The 13591-nt window shown below is 71.2% G+C and carries 13 protein-coding genes, 2 tRNA genes, 2 pseudogenes and 1 riboswitch; of the genes and pseudogenes, 13 read left to right on the forward strand and 4 right to left on the reverse strand.

From position 1 onward, the window contains the following. Positions 1-283 (forward strand): annotated as a pseudogene (locus ACIBAE_RS23940) (RNA helicase); the annotation flags it as partial. A 182-nt stretch (positions 284-465) separates the two neighbouring features. Continuing rightward, positions 466-538, forward strand: a tRNA-Lys gene (locus tag ACIBAE_RS23945). A 64-nt stretch (positions 539-602) separates the two neighbouring features. Here the strand turns inward: ACIBAE_RS23945 and ACIBAE_RS23950 are convergent. Next, complete coding sequence (locus tag ACIBAE_RS23950; RefSeq protein WP_399289082.1) at positions 603-1781, reverse strand: PP2C family protein-serine/threonine phosphatase; 1179 nt, start codon at positions 1779-1781, stop codon at positions 603-605. Between the two features lie 245 nt (positions 1782-2026). Between ACIBAE_RS23950 and ACIBAE_RS23955 the strand changes: the two genes are divergently transcribed. The 3 genes from ACIBAE_RS23955 (at position 2027) to crcB (ending at position 4516) form a co-directional block, all read left to right on the forward strand. After that, the gene (locus ACIBAE_RS23955; protein WP_399289084.1) at positions 2027-3322 is read left to right on the forward strand and encodes an MFS transporter; all 1296 of its coding nucleotides are present in this window, start codon (positions 2027-2029) and stop codon (positions 3320-3322) included. A gap of 202 nt (positions 3323-3524) precedes the next feature. After that, positions 3525-3980 carry a cyclic nucleotide-binding domain-containing protein gene (locus ACIBAE_RS23960; RefSeq protein WP_399289086.1) on the forward strand — a complete coding sequence of 152 codons (456 nt, stop codon included), beginning with the start codon at positions 3525-3527 and terminating at the stop codon, positions 3978-3980. 161 nt (positions 3981-4141) lie between these two features. After that, a complete protein-coding gene (gene crcB / locus ACIBAE_RS23965) occupies positions 4142-4516 on the forward strand; it encodes a fluoride efflux transporter CrcB (protein ID WP_399289088.1) in 375 nt (124 codons plus the stop codon). Positions 4517-4611: 95 nt separating this feature from the next. Here crcB and eno read toward each other — a convergent pair whose 3' ends face one another. Both eno and ACIBAE_RS23975 read right to left on the reverse strand, forming a co-directional pair. Beyond that, positions 4612-5883, reverse strand: a complete 1272-nt coding sequence (gene eno / locus ACIBAE_RS23970; protein WP_399289131.1) for a phosphopyruvate hydratase — start codon at positions 5881-5883, stop codon at positions 4612-4614. A gap of 5 nt (positions 5884-5888) precedes the next feature. Then, positions 5889-6374 carry an inorganic diphosphatase gene (locus tag ACIBAE_RS23975; RefSeq protein ID WP_399289090.1) on the reverse strand — a complete coding sequence of 162 codons (486 nt, stop codon included), beginning with the start codon at positions 6372-6374 and terminating at the stop codon, positions 5889-5891. Between the two features lie 272 nt (positions 6375-6646). Here ACIBAE_RS23975 and ACIBAE_RS23980 point away from each other — a divergent pair, with 272 nt between their 5' ends. Then, on the forward strand, positions 6647-6931 hold the full coding sequence (locus tag ACIBAE_RS23980) for a DUF4190 domain-containing protein (RefSeq protein WP_399289091.1): 285 nt from the start codon (positions 6647-6649) through the stop codon (positions 6929-6931). A 131-nt stretch (positions 6932-7062) separates the two neighbouring features. Further along, on the forward strand, positions 7063-7275 hold the full coding sequence (locus ACIBAE_RS23985) for a hypothetical protein (protein ID WP_399289093.1): 213 nt from the start codon (positions 7063-7065) through the stop codon (positions 7273-7275). An 87-nt stretch (positions 7276-7362) separates the two neighbouring features. Here ACIBAE_RS23985 and ACIBAE_RS23990 read toward each other — a convergent pair whose 3' ends face one another. Further along, positions 7363-8001, reverse strand: a complete 639-nt coding sequence (locus tag ACIBAE_RS23990; protein WP_399289134.1) for an HAD family hydrolase — start codon at positions 7999-8001, stop codon at positions 7363-7365. Between the two features lie 170 nt (positions 8002-8171). Between ACIBAE_RS23990 and ACIBAE_RS23995 the strand changes: the two genes are divergently transcribed. The 6 genes and pseudogenes from ACIBAE_RS23995 to ACIBAE_RS24020 all read left to right on the forward strand — a co-directional run bounded on the left by ACIBAE_RS23995 (position 8172) and on the right by ACIBAE_RS24020 (position 13541). Next, positions 8172-8321, forward strand: a complete 150-nt coding sequence (locus ACIBAE_RS23995) for a hypothetical protein (RefSeq protein ID WP_399289095.1) — start codon at positions 8172-8174, stop codon at positions 8319-8321. 60 nt (positions 8322-8381) lie between these two features. Then, positions 8382-8455, forward strand: a tRNA-Met gene (locus ACIBAE_RS24000). A 130-nt stretch (positions 8456-8585) separates the two neighbouring features. Further along, positions 8586-9298, forward strand: a pseudogene (locus ACIBAE_RS24005) (TipAS antibiotic-recognition domain-containing protein). Between the two features lie 416 nt (positions 9299-9714). Then, positions 9715-10839 carry a PP2C family protein-serine/threonine phosphatase gene (locus tag ACIBAE_RS24010; RefSeq protein ID WP_399289136.1) on the forward strand — a complete coding sequence of 375 codons (1125 nt, stop codon included), beginning with the start codon at positions 9715-9717 and terminating at the stop codon, positions 10837-10839. Between the two features lie 372 nt (positions 10840-11211). Beyond that, positions 11212-11363, forward strand: a riboswitch (cyclic di-AMP (ydaO/yuaA leader). A gap of 11 nt (positions 11364-11374) precedes the next feature. Next, the gene (locus ACIBAE_RS24015) at positions 11375-12436 is read left to right on the forward strand and encodes a M23 family metallopeptidase (RefSeq protein ID WP_399289097.1); all 1062 of its coding nucleotides are present in this window, start codon (positions 11375-11377) and stop codon (positions 12434-12436) included. A 160-nt stretch (positions 12437-12596) separates the two neighbouring features. Beyond that, positions 12597-13541 (forward strand): aldo/keto reductase, encoded by a 945-nt coding sequence (locus ACIBAE_RS24020; RefSeq protein WP_399289099.1) that lies wholly within the window; start codon positions 12597-12599, stop codon positions 13539-13541. The last annotated feature ends 50 nt before the right edge of the window (positions 13542-13591 follow it).

Raw genomic sequence — 13591 nt, forward strand, 5'->3', positions numbered from 1 at the left:
CCGTCGTGATGACCGTGGCGGCGACCGTGGCGGCGACCGTGGTGGTTTCCAGCGTCGCGACGACCGTCCCACCGGCGGCTTCCGCCGGGACGACCGGGGCACCGACCGTCCGTTCAACCGCGACCGCCGCGACGACCGCCCGGCCACGGGCGGCGGCTTCCGCGCCGGCGGCCACGACCGTCCGTTCGTCCGCCGCGACGACCACCGTGGTGGCACCAGCGGCACCGGCACCGGCTCCTTCGGCCGCCGCGACGACAAGCCGCGCTGGAAGCGCAACGGCTGACCCGCCGCTGACACCGAAGTGATCTGACGCTTCACCAGGGCCCGTGCACCACCCTCCAGGTGGTGCACGGGCCCTGTCGCATCCCCCGATCCCCCGCCCCCGCCGCCGCGCGACATCCCCACGACCGGATACCCGATCGGCGCACCGCCCCCGGCGGGCTATGCTCATGGGTGTTGTGCCGAGGGCCGTTAGCTCAATTGGCAGAGCAGCGGACTTTTAATCCGTTGGTTGTGGGTTCGAGTCCCACACGGCCTACCGCACGTGGGGAGGGAATGTCCCCTCCGGTCTGTTACGCAGCGCCCTGACCAGCTTTCACCGGTCAGGGCGCTGTCGTCGTGCCGGGCCTCTCCTGCCGGGTCTCGCGCGGCAGAGCGGCCGGACGGTGCAGTGCGAGGAGGGCCTGGTCGTCCTGGGGGATGCCGCCGCTGTGGCGGGCGACGTCGTGGATCAGCGCGTCCAGGATCTGCTCGGGGGTGAGCGGGCGGGCCTTGCCGAGGGCGCGGTGCTGCACCAGCCGGGGCAGCCGGTCGACGGGGTCGTAGAAGGAGCCGGTGGCGTCCCGGGCCTCGGTGATTCCGTCTGTGTAGCAGAGGAGCGTCGACCCCGGTGGGAACGGGAAGGTGTCGACGGGCGAGGCCCAGGTGCCCAGAGTGGTCATGCCCAGGGGCGGAGCCTCTTCCGACGGCTCCAGCGGGGTGACCGTCCCTCGCGCGCCGAGCAGCAGGGGCGGCGGGTGGCCGCGGTTGACGACGCGCACGATGTCCTGGTCCGGGGGGAACTCCACGATGAGCGCGGTGGTGAAGCCCTCCTGCTCGTCCACGTTCGCCCGGCGCTCCCCCTCCCGCAGCAGAGCCAGCTCCAGGGAGTGCACGAGGTGGTGGAGGTCGGGCGCCTCGTCGGCCGCGTACCGGAAGGCCCCGATGTCGACGGAGACCGCCGCCACCGCTCCGAGCCCCTTGCCCCGGACGTCACCGACCATCAGGCGCGTGCCGTGCGGGGTGTCCTGTACGACGTACAGGTCGCCGCCGATCAGGGCCTCGTCCTCGGCGGGGACGTACCGTGCGGCGATGCGCAGGGAGCCGAGGCTGGAGGGTGGGGTGGGCAGGACGGCGCCCTGGGCGACCGCCGCGACCTCCCGGGCGCGCAGGGTCTTGGTGTCCCGTAGCTGAAAGGCCCGGTTGATGCCGATGGCCAGCGCGGTGACGGCCGCGATGGAGAGCTGGCTCGCCAGCCCGCTCTGCCAGCCGAAGGTGCCGTCCAGATAGGTGAGGAAGGCGTGGAACGTCATCGCGGTGAGGCCGACCAGGGCGATGAGGGCCGGCGGCAGCAGGGGAGCGGCCACCACGGGCGCGACCAGGAGCAGCGGTGCGAACGTCACCTCGGTCGGAGTGACCAGATCCATCAGCACCGCCAGCGCGACGACACCGACGGGGATCAACTGCGCTCTCGGCTGCGGGCCCACCGAACAAACATTGCCCGCTCCGCCACCGCGCCGCATCCGGAGAAACGGGAGAGGCGTCCGGAGAGGCGGCCGGACCGCTTTCGCGCCGGCCGCCGACGCCGTCGATCGCTGACCGCCCCTGAAGCGCCGTCGACCGCTGACCGCCGCTGACCGCCGACAGCTGCGGATGACCGGCCATCAGTACCTGAGGGCCGGTGCGGCGTGCCCCGGCGCCGGCGGAGGTGTCCGTCGCGGATGATGGCGTCTTCCGTGACCGCCAGACCCGGCAGGGGGACGGACTCGTGCCTGAGGATCCTGGGCCCGCGCATCTCACTCCGGCCCCGGACGGGCCGCCTCGCCCGGACGGGGACGGGCCGTGGCTGACCGTCGGGGTGGGCAGCGTCGGCGTGACCAGTCTCCTCTCCGACGCCGGCCACGAGGTCGCCACCGCCGTCCTCCCCAGCTTCGTGACCGGCGTCCTGCACGGCTCCGCCGCCTCGCTCGGTCTGATCGAAGGCATCAGCGACGCGCTGACCGGTGTCACCAAGCTGATCGGCGGCCCGCTCGCCAACGACCCGCGACGGCGGCGCCGGATGGCGAGCGGCGGCTACCTGGGGACAGCCATCGCGACCGGAGCCATCGGTTTCGCCACGGCGGTCTGGCAGGTGGGGGTGTTGCGCGCTCTCGCCTGGGCGTCCCGGGGGCTGCGGTCCCCGGCCAAGGACACGCTGCTCGCGTCCCTGGTCCCGCCCCGCGCCTACGGGCGGGCGTACGGCCTGGAGCGCGCCGGGGACAACCTCGGCGCGGTGGCCGGCCCACTGGCGGCCGCCGGTCTGGTGGCCTGGCTGGGTATCCGGCCGGCGATCTGGTTCGCCTTCATCCCCGGCATCCTGGCCGCCGTCACGATCACCGTCGCGGCCCGCGAGGCCCGCCGCCTGCACGCCGACGGCGGCCGGGAACCGATCCGGCTGCACTTCGCCGGGATGCGGGGCGCGGGACTGCTCCGGCCCATGCTGCCGATCCTGCTCTTCGAATTCGGCAATCTCGCCGTCACGCTGCTGATCCTGCGGGCCACGCAGCTCCTGCACACGGCCGGCCGTTCGGCCGCCGCCGCGGCGTCGCTGGCCATCCTCATCTACGCGGCGCACAACGCGGTCGGCGCGGTCATCGCCTACACCGGCGGCCACTGGATCGACCGGGCGGGGCCACGCGTCGTCTTCGCCGCCGGATCGGCCCTCTATGTGCTGGCGTACGCCGGGTTCGCGGCGGGCTCCCACTCCTGGTGGGCGCTGCTGATCTTCTTCGCCCTCGCGGGGGCCGGTATCGGCTGCGCCGAGACCGCGGAATCCGCGCTGGTCGCCCAGCTTCTGCCGGACCGGCTGCGCGGGAGCGGATTCGGCCTTCTCGGGGCCGTACAGGCGGTCGGTGATGTCGTCGCCACCGTCGTCGTCGGAGCCCTGTACACCGCCGTCTCGCCGACCGCCGGGTTCCTCTACGCCGCCGGATGGATGCTGCTCTCCGTGCTGAGCGCCGGTGCCTTCGCGCCGGGCCCGGAGCACCGGAAGGCTCAGCGGGGTCGGCAGGCGCCGAAGGGGTGACCGGCGTGAGGCGCGGAAGGCGTGAGGTGCCGGAGGTGGGCGAGGCGAAGGCGGGCGGGCCGGGGGCGTGAGGTGCCGGAGGCGGGCGGGCCGGAGGGAAATCGCGTCACGGAGATACGATCGATATATGGCGATCTGCCCAACTACGTAGACATCTGAGCCGGTGGTGCCCTTGGGACCCTCGGCAAGGAGGTTCCCTGCCATGACTTCCGCAACGCGTTCACTGACCGTGCTTCCCGCCGCCCACCGCGACACGCTGATGGAGCTGGCGCGGGATGTCGTTTTCCCCCAGGACACCAGGATCTTCGAGGAAGGGGCCTCGGCGGACCGGTTCTGGGTCATCCGCTCGGGGGCTGTCGCACTCGATCTGAACGTGCCGGGACGGCGACGCGTGACGGTCGAGTACCTCGGTATCGGGGACCTGCTGGGCTGGTCCTGGCTGTTTCCCCCGCACGAGTGGCACTTCGGCGCGGAGGCGTTCAGCCCGGTACGAGCCCACGAATTCGACGGAACGGCGGTCCGGGCGCTGTGCGAGAACGATCCGGTGCTGGGCTTCATGCTGACCCGCTACATCGCCGAAATCCTCGCCCGCCGCCTTGAGGTGGCGCGCACCAAACTGCTCGACCAGTACGCGCGCCACGGGGCGCCGGGGCTCTGAAGCGAGCGAGCGGGACCTGCCGGTGGCCGCCGTGATCGTGGATGATGAGGAACGCGTCCGTGCCGTCCCGCCGGAGTTCGGCGAAGCCGACCGGTGACCGAGGGGCCGGTGATCCAGGACGAGTGCGCGTTCATCCGTTACGCGGGCCGGGGAGGAAAGCGGTGAACTGGCTGCTGGTCCTTGTCGGGGCGGCGATCGGTGCCCCGCTGCGCTATCTGACGGACCGGGCCGTGCAGCGGCGGCACGACTCCCTCTTCCCGTGGGGGACGTTCGCTGTCAATGTGGTGGGCTGCCTGATCCTCGGGCTGGTGACGGGCTCGGCCACGGCCGGGGCGGCACCCTCCCAGGTGCGGCTGTTCGTCGGCACCGGGCTGTGCGGGGCGCTGACGACGTACTCCACCTTCAGTTACGAGACGCTCCGGCTGGCCGAGGACGGCGCCAGGTTCTACGCCGCGGCCAATGTCGTCGCCAGTGTGGTGGCCGGGCTGGGCGCGGCCTTCGTGGGCGTCGCCGTCGCCGAGACGCTGTCGGGCTGAGGCTGGGGCTGTGGCGCTGGGGGCCGTGGCTGTGGGCTGACGTTCTGGGGCTGACGTTGTGGGCTGACGGGGACCGCGCACCTGATGGCCTCGCGTCACCTCGCGGCGAGTCCGAAGGGCAGCTCCGGCCACGCGTCGGCGATCTCCAGGAGCCGGTTGTACTTGGCGACGCGTTCGCCACGGGCCGGGGCGCCGGACTTGATCTGCCCGCAGCCCGCTCCGGCGGCGAGGTCGGCGATGAAGGTGTCCTCGGTCTCCCCGGAGCGGTGCGAGACCATCTGGGTGTAGCCGGCTTCCCGGCAGACCCGGACGGCTTCGAGGGTTTCGGTGACCGTACCGATCTGGTTGACCTTGATCAGCGCGGAGTTCCCGATGTCCTTCTCGATCGCTTCGGAGATGATCGCCGGGTTGGTGACGAAGATGTCGTCGCCCATCACCTGGATCCGTTCCCCGAGCCGTTCGGTCAGCTGTGCCCAGCCCTCCCGGTCGTCCTCGCCCAGGCCGTCCTCGATGGACCACACGGGGAAGCGTTCGGTGATCTCTTCGTACCGGTCGATGAGTTGATCGGTGGTCAGGTCCTCGCCCGCGAGCCGGTATCGGCCGTCCTCGGTTCGGAATTCACTGGCCGCCGGGTCCAGCGCGATGGCCACGCCGTCACGGCCGGGGGTGTAGCCGGCGTCCGTGATGGCGGCCACCAGTTCCCGCAGGACGTCTTCGGGGCGGTCGATGGCGGGGGCGAAGCCGCCCTCGTCGCCCAGGCCGACCGCGTACCCGCCGGCGGCGAGTCGGGCCTTGAGCCGGGCGTAGACCTCGGAGCCGGCTCGTACGGCCTCCGGGAGGCCGGGGGCGCCGAGCGGGGCGAGCATGAACTCCTGGAAGTCCAGGCCGTTGGCGGCGTGCACGCCACCGTTGACGACATTGAAGTGCGGCACCGGCAGCAGGGGGTCCGCGCCGGAGAGCGCGGCGATGTGCTGCCACAGTTCGCGGTCGTACTGGGCCGCTTCCGCGCGGGCGGCGGCGAGCGAGACGCCGATGACGGCGTTGGCGCCCAGGCGTGACTTGTCGGGAGTCCCGTCCAGGTCGATCAGCGCCGCGTCCAGTTCCGTGACCGACGCGAAGCGCTGGCCGACGAGCGCCTGCGCGATCGCGGTGTTGACGTGAGCGACCGCCCGCAGCACGCCCTGTCCGGCGAAACGCCCGGGGTCACCGTCGCGCAGTTCGACCGCTTCCCTGGCACCGGTGGACGCCCCGGACGGGACACCGGCGCGGATCCGCAGACCGCTGTCCGTGGTCAGGGTGACGGCGAGGGTGGGGCGGGCGCGGGAGTCGAGGATCTCGATGGCGTGCAGGCGCGCGATACGCAGCATCGGCATCAGCCTTCCTCGCCGACGCGGGACCGGGAGGCGTCGATCTCCGCGTACGCCTGACCGCGGCCCTCCCAATGGGAGCCCTCCACGGATTTGCCGGGCTCCAGTTCCTTGTAGACCTCGAAGAAGTGGGTGATCTCCCGTATGTCGAAGACAGGGACGTCGTCGAGATCTTGAAGGCCGGCGTTACGCGGGTCGTGCGCCGGGACGCACAGCACCTTTTCGTCCGGCCCCTTCTCATCGGTCATGACGAACATCCCGATCGCCCGGCACCGGATCACACACCCCGGGAACGTGTGCTCCCCGACCAGCACAAGGGCGTCCAGCGGATCACCGTCCCGGCCCAGAGTCCCGTCGATATAGCCGTAGTCGGCCGGATAGCGGGTGGCGGTGAACAGGGTCCGGTCCAGCCGGATCCGTCCCGCCTCATGGTCCATCTCGTACTTGTTGCGGGATCCCTGGGGGATCTCCACGGTCACATCGAATTCCACGGCGGTTCCTCCTGGTCACGAGCGTGTCCAGGGACCGTCGGCGGACAGCGCCCGTGGTTGCGGTGAGCCCCGTCACCGGCACACCGGAGCGTGCGTCTCCAGTGTGCGCCCGCTCGCCCGGAACGCCAGTCCGGCGGGCGCTCCGAATTCTCCGGGGAATGGGAGGGCGCGGCGGGGGAACACGATGGAGCGAAGAATCACCAGCGGAATCCTCAGCGGCATCAACGGCATGAGTGGAATCAACGACGTCAACAGCACGACGGGAGAATGTGATGACGAGTTACGGAAATTCCTCCGCACCCGCCCGGTCGCGCACGAATGGCCTGGCGATCGCGAGCCTTGTCTGCGGAATCATCGGACTCTTTGTATTCAACGTGATTCTCGGGCCCGTGGCCATTGTCCTGGGCGCGGTCGGGCTGCGGCATTCGGCCACCAAGGGCGGTGCGGGAATGGCGAAGGCCGGTATCACTCTGGGCATCATCGATCTCGTTCTCTTCGTCGTCCTGCTCGCTGTGGCCGCCTCCTCGGGCGGGTTCAGCTGGTACGTCGGCGGCTGATCGGCTGATCCGTCTCGACCCGCGCCGCGCGGAAGTGCGGGGGCACCGCCACGGACGAATGGGCGGTGCCCCCGCACTCGTGTGGCGTCCCGAGGCTGCGGAGCGCGGCGGATCGTCGCAGGCTGGGGCCTATGAATGAGGCACCGATCGTCGTACACCGGGCGTCCGGGACGGGCGGGCGGCGGGTCACGGTCCGTGGGCGGATCATGGGGCTCGCCCATTCGGACGACCATCTGATCGAATTTCTGCGTCAGGCAGGGTTGCCCGACGCCTGGGAGCTGATCGACGACCCGGTCTGGGTGGAGTGGCAGGGAGGCCCCGCGCACGAATACGGCGCGGAGTGAACGAGCGGTGCGGAAACGTACCCCGAGGACGCGGCTGACGACGCGCTCCGAGGGCCCGGGTGACGACGTGCTCCGAGGGCCCGGCGTTCAGTCCGCCACGATCGACGTGAGCTGCGTCAGCCCGTCGATCCGCCAGTCCGCCGCCGCGACCACCTCCGGGTCGTCCGCCCAGAGGTAGCCCCAGGGGCCGCGCCGCAGGTGAGCGGTGCGCAGGCCCGCCCGCCGGGCGGGGAACAGGTCGTACGCGGGATGATCGCCGACGTACACCGTCCGCTCGGGCGCGGTCCGCGCCACCTCGACGACGCGGCCGAAGAACTCCGGGGACGGCTTGGCGACACCCCATTCGCCGGAGGTGGCGACAAGATCGACGGGCAGGTCCAGCCCGCGCAGCAGTTCGCCGGCCTTGACGGTCTGGTTGCCCGCGAGGACGACACGGACGCCGAGGGCCCGCAGCCCCGCGAGGGCGGGCCGTACGTCGGGGTAGAGATCGGACTCGTCGAGGTGCTCACCGCGGCCCGCCACCTCTCTGGCCCGGTACGCCTCGCCCACGTCCATGCCGGGCTTGATGAGCCGGAGCGCCTCGGCGCTGTCCTTGTCCTGGGCGGTGGCGGCGCCTACGAGGGCGGAGATGGTGTGCCGGGGAATCCCCAGCCAGTCGGCCCAGGAAGCCCAGTACCGGTCGTCGCGGATGAGGGTCTCCCCGACGTCGAACACGATGGTTTCGATCACCGGTGTAAGCGTAGGGGGACACGCTCCGCCGACTGTCAGTGGCTGGCCGTAGCCTTACCCCCATGTCCGTTTCCTCGTCCCTTTCTTCCAGGCCTTTAGTTTCTTCGGCGTCTTCTGCCTCCGCCTCTGCCCCTGCCTCTTCCGCCGGGGCGCGCGCGGGTGAGCCCGTGCGGTCCGCCGTGGCCGTCAACGCGGACATCCGCGCCCTGTGGGGGCGGGCCGGCGGCGCGCTGTCGCCCGCCGAGCAGGAGCGTTATCAGCGGCTTCTGGTGGAGTGGGCCGCAGCGGTGCGGGCCGATGTCGTCGAAGCCGCCTAGACCGCGGCCCCCGGAGTGGTCATGAGGACGCTCGGGATGACGTAGAGTTGAGTTCAACGACGCGGGGTGGAGCAGCTCGGTAGCTCGCTGGGCTCATAACCCAGAGGTCGCAGGTTCAAATCCTGTCCCCGCTACTGAAGAAGAGAACGAAGGCCCGGATCCTTGAAGGATCCGGGCCTTCGTCATGTTCGCTCGCGCCCGTCGCTGTCGTCCGCCCTCAGGGCTGCCGTACCGGGGCAGTGCCTTGACACCGCGTAACGGCGGATCGCGCGCACGCTTCCCGAGTCCGCGCCGGTCCTGCTGGAGCCGGGCGGGACCGGTGCCAACGGCCACCGCTACGACGACCAGCACGCCGTGGTCCGGCTGCGGCGGATCCTGCTGCCGCGGGAGCTCGGCCTCGGGCTGCCCGCCATCGCCGGGATCCTCGACGGCCAGCAGGACACGGCCGCCGCCCTGCGTACGCACCTGCGGCTGCTGGAGCGGGTGCGTGAGCGCATCGGACGGCTCATCGCGTCCGTACGGACCACTCCGCACAAGACCGCGACGGGAGAGGAACTCATGGCCGCATGGCCGGGGAAGTGCTCGACGGCTTCGACCCCACCCCGTACGAGCGGGAGGTGACCCAGCGGTGGGGGCAAGGACGCGTACGCGAAGGGCGACCGCTGGTGGCGTGCGCTGAGCAAGCGTGAGCAGCGGGAATTCCACGACCGTCACGACTCCATCGCCCGCGACCGGGGCCGGACGCAGGAGGCCGGGTTCTGCCCGCCGGCGGTGATGAGGCGCAGGCCGTCGCGGAGCGCCACTGCGCGTGGCTCTCGGCGACATCGCCGGTCGCGAAGTCGTATGTTGTCAGAATTGGGAAGGTTTATGTGGATGACAACAGGTTCGTCAGTGTCTATGACCAGTACGGTGTAGGAACGGCTGTCCTCGTGCGGGACACCCTGGAGGTGTACGCCGAGCGCCGCCTCACCGACTGACCTACTGGTCATCGACCTGCCGAGGGACTCGCGGGAGGAGCCCGTCCGGGACCCCCCGAGGGGCCGGCCCACGGACCCGCCCCGTAGCCCATTCGGCCGATGGCAAGTCGCCGCCCGGAGCGGCATCGGCCAGCCTGGACAGGGCGCGGCACCGTCCGCAGCCGAAGCGGACCGGCAGGAGACCACTGGTGGGGAAGCTGAGGAAGACCAGAGAGACCGACGACGGCAGCAGGAGCCGGCGGGCCGATCAGGAGGCCGGATTCTGGCTCGGCGGTGGCCGGGGCAGACGGGTCGGCGGCGTGGACTTCGGCGCCGACTTCTGGGCCGGCGGCGGCGCGGACTTCGGCCCGGGCTTCTGGGCCGGCGGCGGGGCGGGCCGCAATCCCGGCCGAGGGCCGCGCCCCGGTGGGCGGCGGATGGTGCTCTATCTGCCCGTCGTGCTGATCCTCGCCGGGCTGATCTTCGACTTCGCGACCCCGGCCCGTTTCACCGCCGCACCACTCTTCGCCGCCGCGCCGCTCGTCGCCGCGCCGTTCTATCCCCTGCTGGGGACGATCCTGGTCGCCTCGGTCTCGCTCGCCGCGGAATTGGGCGTCGAGGTCTACAACAACGCGCTGGGAAGAGCCGAATCGCTCACCGAGCTGCTCACGGTGGTGATCGTCTCCGTTCTCGCGATCTTCATCAACGGGGTCGTACGCCGCAGCGGCGCGAGACTCGCCTCCGCGCGCATCATCGCCGAGACCGCGCAGCGCGCTGTGCTGCCCAGACCCGCCGAGCGGATCGGCGGGCTGCGGGTCGCCGCGCGGTACGAGGCGGCGCAGGAGGGCGCGTTCATCGGCGGTGACCTGTTCGCCGTCCAGGACACGCCGTACGGGGTGCGCCTGGTGGTCGGGGACGTACGGGGGAAGGGGCTTGAGGCCGTCGAAGCGGTGGCCGTCCTCATCGGGACGTTCCGGGAGGCGGCCGAGCAGGAGAGTTCGCTCGAAGGGGTCGCGCAGCGGCTGGAGCGTGCCCTGACCCGTGAGGGGACGCGCCGCGACGGGCTGGACGCCTTCGAGGGGTTCACGACCGCCGTGCTCGCGGAGATCCCGTACGGCGAGGGTGTCGTACGGCTGGTGAACCGGGGGCACCCCGAGCCGCTGATGATGACCGGCGACGGGGATGTGCGGATGCTGGCACCGACCAATGCAGCCCTGCCGCTCGGGATGAGCGAACTGGGGGCGTGGCCGGACCGGGCGGAGCAGGCCGAGTACCCCAGCGGTTCGACGCTGCTCTTCTACACGGACGGGCTCACCGAGGCGCGCAACAGTCAGGGGGTCTTCTACCTCCCGCGTGAGCGGCTCACCGGGCAGACCTTCCAGGGGCCCGACGAACTGCTGCAGGAGCTGATCGACGACGTACGCCTGCACACGGGCGGCGGTAATCAGGACGACATGGCGCTGCTGGCGGTCAGCAGGCCCGACGAGGGGCGGCGGGAGCGGCCCGGCATGCCGACCGTCGCGCCCGCGCCCGCCACCCCCATCGCGCCTGTCATCCCGTGACGCGCCTGACGGGGCCCTGCGCCTGACGGGGCCCGACTCCTGGCGAGGGGCGCTGAGCCGGACGAGGGGCGCCGCGCCTGATGCCGGGCCCCTTCAGGCCCGACGGCCCGGGGGCCGCTTGCGGCTCTGATGCCTCTGGCGCCCCGCCACCGTCGGTAATGATCGGCTCTCCCTCCGCATAACATATGACACACCGTCAGAGGGGACGAGGAGAGCGAGGGGCTTTCGACTCGTCCACTTTCCTTCGTGAATATCCGGGTATGTCCGATGCGAAGTTGTTAATGATCATCGGGAATGGCTTGGAATAAGGCCCGACTCTCTATTAACGTTCGATAACGCAGCGCGGTCGTCCCTGCCGTCGTCGGACGGCGCCGCGCGCATGCGCCGAATCCCGCAAGGGAACCGGGGAACCAACAATTGGGGTGAATCGGGTGCTTTTCGCTGCCCTGCGCGGCGTGCGCTCGTAGGAGACCTTCCTGCTCCGAACCCGTCAGCTAACCCGGTAGGCGAGAAGGAAGGAAAGGAGAGCGCCCGCGTGGCGTCCAACCAGCCTGCCCCCGAAGCACCCTTCGAAACATATTCTTTCGAAACTCCGCCTTTCGGCAACGAGACGGACCGGCAGGTGGGGGAGTGGAACCCCACCGAGGAGTCCCTCCGCCCCGTACGCGGCAGACACCGCGTCGCCAAGCGCGGCGGCATAGCCCGCAACGGAATCGCCCGCAGCTCCACGGTCCTCGGGGTCGGCGTCTTCGCCGCCGTCGGCGCGGGCGGCATGGCCACCGCGCAGGACAAGCCCGCGGTCTCGATCTCCCTGCCCGACACGATCACCAACCACCTTCCGGACGCCGCGTCGCTGCCCGGCATGGGCGCGCTGATGGCCCACGACGCCGAACCGGACACCCCGCTCGCCGCCGCCCCGCTCACCACGGCGGGTATCACCAGCGCCGACGCCGAGCAGGGCGCCACCGACGCGGGCGAGGCCCTGCGCGCCCGGATCCTCCAGCAGGCCGACCAGCAGCAGGCCGAGGCCGACGCACTGCGGAAGTCGGCCGCCGAGACGGCCGCCGCGGAGAAGGCCGCCGCCGAGGCCAAGCAACAGCAGACCGACGCCGAGAAGAAGGCCGAGGCCGCGAAGAAGAAGGCGGAGGCCGAAGCCAAGGCCAAGGCCGAGGCGGAGCGACTGGCCAAGCTGGCCCTGAGCTACGTCCTCCCGACCTCCTCGTACACGATCACCTCCACCTTCGGCGAGGCCGGCTCCATGTGGTCCTCCGGGTACCACACGGGCCTGGACTTCGCCGCACCGACGGGCACGCCGGTCAAGGCCGTGCACAGCGGCACGGTCACGTCGGCCGGCTGGTCGGGCTCCTACGGCTACCGCACGGTCCTGGAGCTGGATGACGGTACGGAGATCTGGTACTGCCACCAGTCCTCGATGACCGTCAGCGCCGGGCAGCAGGTCACCACGGGCGAGGTCATCGGCCGCGTCGGCGCGACCGGCAACGTGACAGGCCCGCACCTGCACCTCGAAGTCCACACGCCGGGCGGTACGGGCATCGACCCGACGGCCTGGCTGCGCGACAAGGGGCTCACCCCCTAAGAGCAAGGGACTCACCCCCTGACAGCCCTGACAGCCCTGACGGCTCCGGCGTCCACCTCCGGACACCGGAGCCGACGGCTTTCCCCCTGCCGTGACGGCCGGACGGATGCCGTGACGGCCGGGCGGAATAGGGCCGGTCCGGGCGGGCGTTGATCAACTCATGACTGATCTTCGCAAGCTGGGCTCCTCCGATCTTCAGGTCTTCCCACTCGCCCTCGGCGGCAACGTCTTCGGCTGGACCGCCGACGAGGCGCAGTCCTTCGCCGTGCTGGACGGGTACGCCGCCGCGGGCGGCAACTTCGTCGACACCGCCGACACGTACTCCTCCTGGGTGGAGGGCCACGAGGGCGGCGAGTCCGAGACGGTCCTCGGCGACTGGATGGCCTCGCGCGGCAACCGCTCCGACGTACTGATCGCCACGAAGGTCGGCAGCCACCCGCGGTACCAGGGCCTCGCGGGGGACACCATCAGGGCCGCCGCCGAGGAGTCGCTGCGCCGGCTCCGTACGGACTACATCGACCTGTACTACACGCACTTCGACGACCCGGGTGTCCCGGTCGAGGAGATCATCACCGCCCTTGACCAGCTGGTCCGGGACGGCAAGGTCCGCGCGATCGCCGCCTCCAACATCAGCCCGGAGCGGCTCACCGCCTCGGTCGAGTTCTCCGAGCGCGAGGGGCTGGCCCGCTACGTCGCACTCCAGCCGCACTACAACCTGGTCTCGCGGGACACGTACGAGGGCGAGCTCCAGGACGTCGCGGCCCGGCACGGTCTCTCCGCCGTGCCGTACTTCGCCCTCGCCTCCGGTTTCCTCACCGGCAAGTACCGCCCCGGGACGACCGTCGACAGCGCGCGTGCCGAGGGGGCGGGCAAGTACCTGGACGACGAGCGTGGTCCCCAGGTCCTCGCCGCGCTGGACCGGATCGCCGGGGCGCGGGGCGCCGAGGTCGCGACCGTCGCGCTGGCCTGGCTGGCGGCGCAGCCGACCGTCGTGGCGCCGCTCGCCTCCGCCAGGACGCCCGAGCAACTGCCCGCGCTGCTGGCCGCCACCGAACTGGAGCTGACGGCGGACGAGCTGGCGGAACTGACCGCCGCGTCCGCCTGACACGTCGTGTGAGGCGAGGAGCGGCTCCGACGAGCGGGACCTGGTCCGGC

It is taken from the genome of Streptomyces sp. NPDC051569 (assembly GCF_044454085.1).
GTDB lineage: Bacteria > Actinomycetota > Actinomycetes > Streptomycetales > Streptomycetaceae > Streptomyces.

Excerpts from the sequence above, each read along its gene's own strand:
- ACIBAE_RS23950 (WP_399289082.1), bottom strand. The coding sequence starts at position 1,781 with ATGCGGCGCGGTGGCGGAGCGGGCAATGTTTGTTCGGTGGGCCCGCAG.
- ACIBAE_RS23960 (WP_399289086.1), top strand. The coding sequence starts at position 3,525 with ATGACTTCCGCAACGCGTTCACTGACCGTGCTTCCCGCCGCCCACCGC.
- eno (WP_399289131.1), bottom strand. The coding sequence starts at position 5,883 with ATGCTGCGTATCGCGCGCCTGCACGCCATCGAGATCCTCGACTCCCGC.
- ACIBAE_RS23980 (WP_399289091.1), top strand. The coding sequence starts at position 6,647 with ATGACGAGTTACGGAAATTCCTCCGCACCCGCCCGGTCGCGCACGAAT.
- ACIBAE_RS23985 (WP_399289093.1), top strand. The coding sequence starts at position 7,063 with ATGAATGAGGCACCGATCGTCGTACACCGGGCGTCCGGGACGGGCGGG.
- ACIBAE_RS24010 (WP_399289136.1), top strand. The coding sequence starts at position 9,715 with ATGGTGCTCTATCTGCCCGTCGTGCTGATCCTCGCCGGGCTGATCTTC.
- ACIBAE_RS24020 (WP_399289099.1), top strand. The coding sequence starts at position 12,597 with ATGACTGATCTTCGCAAGCTGGGCTCCTCCGATCTTCAGGTCTTCCCA.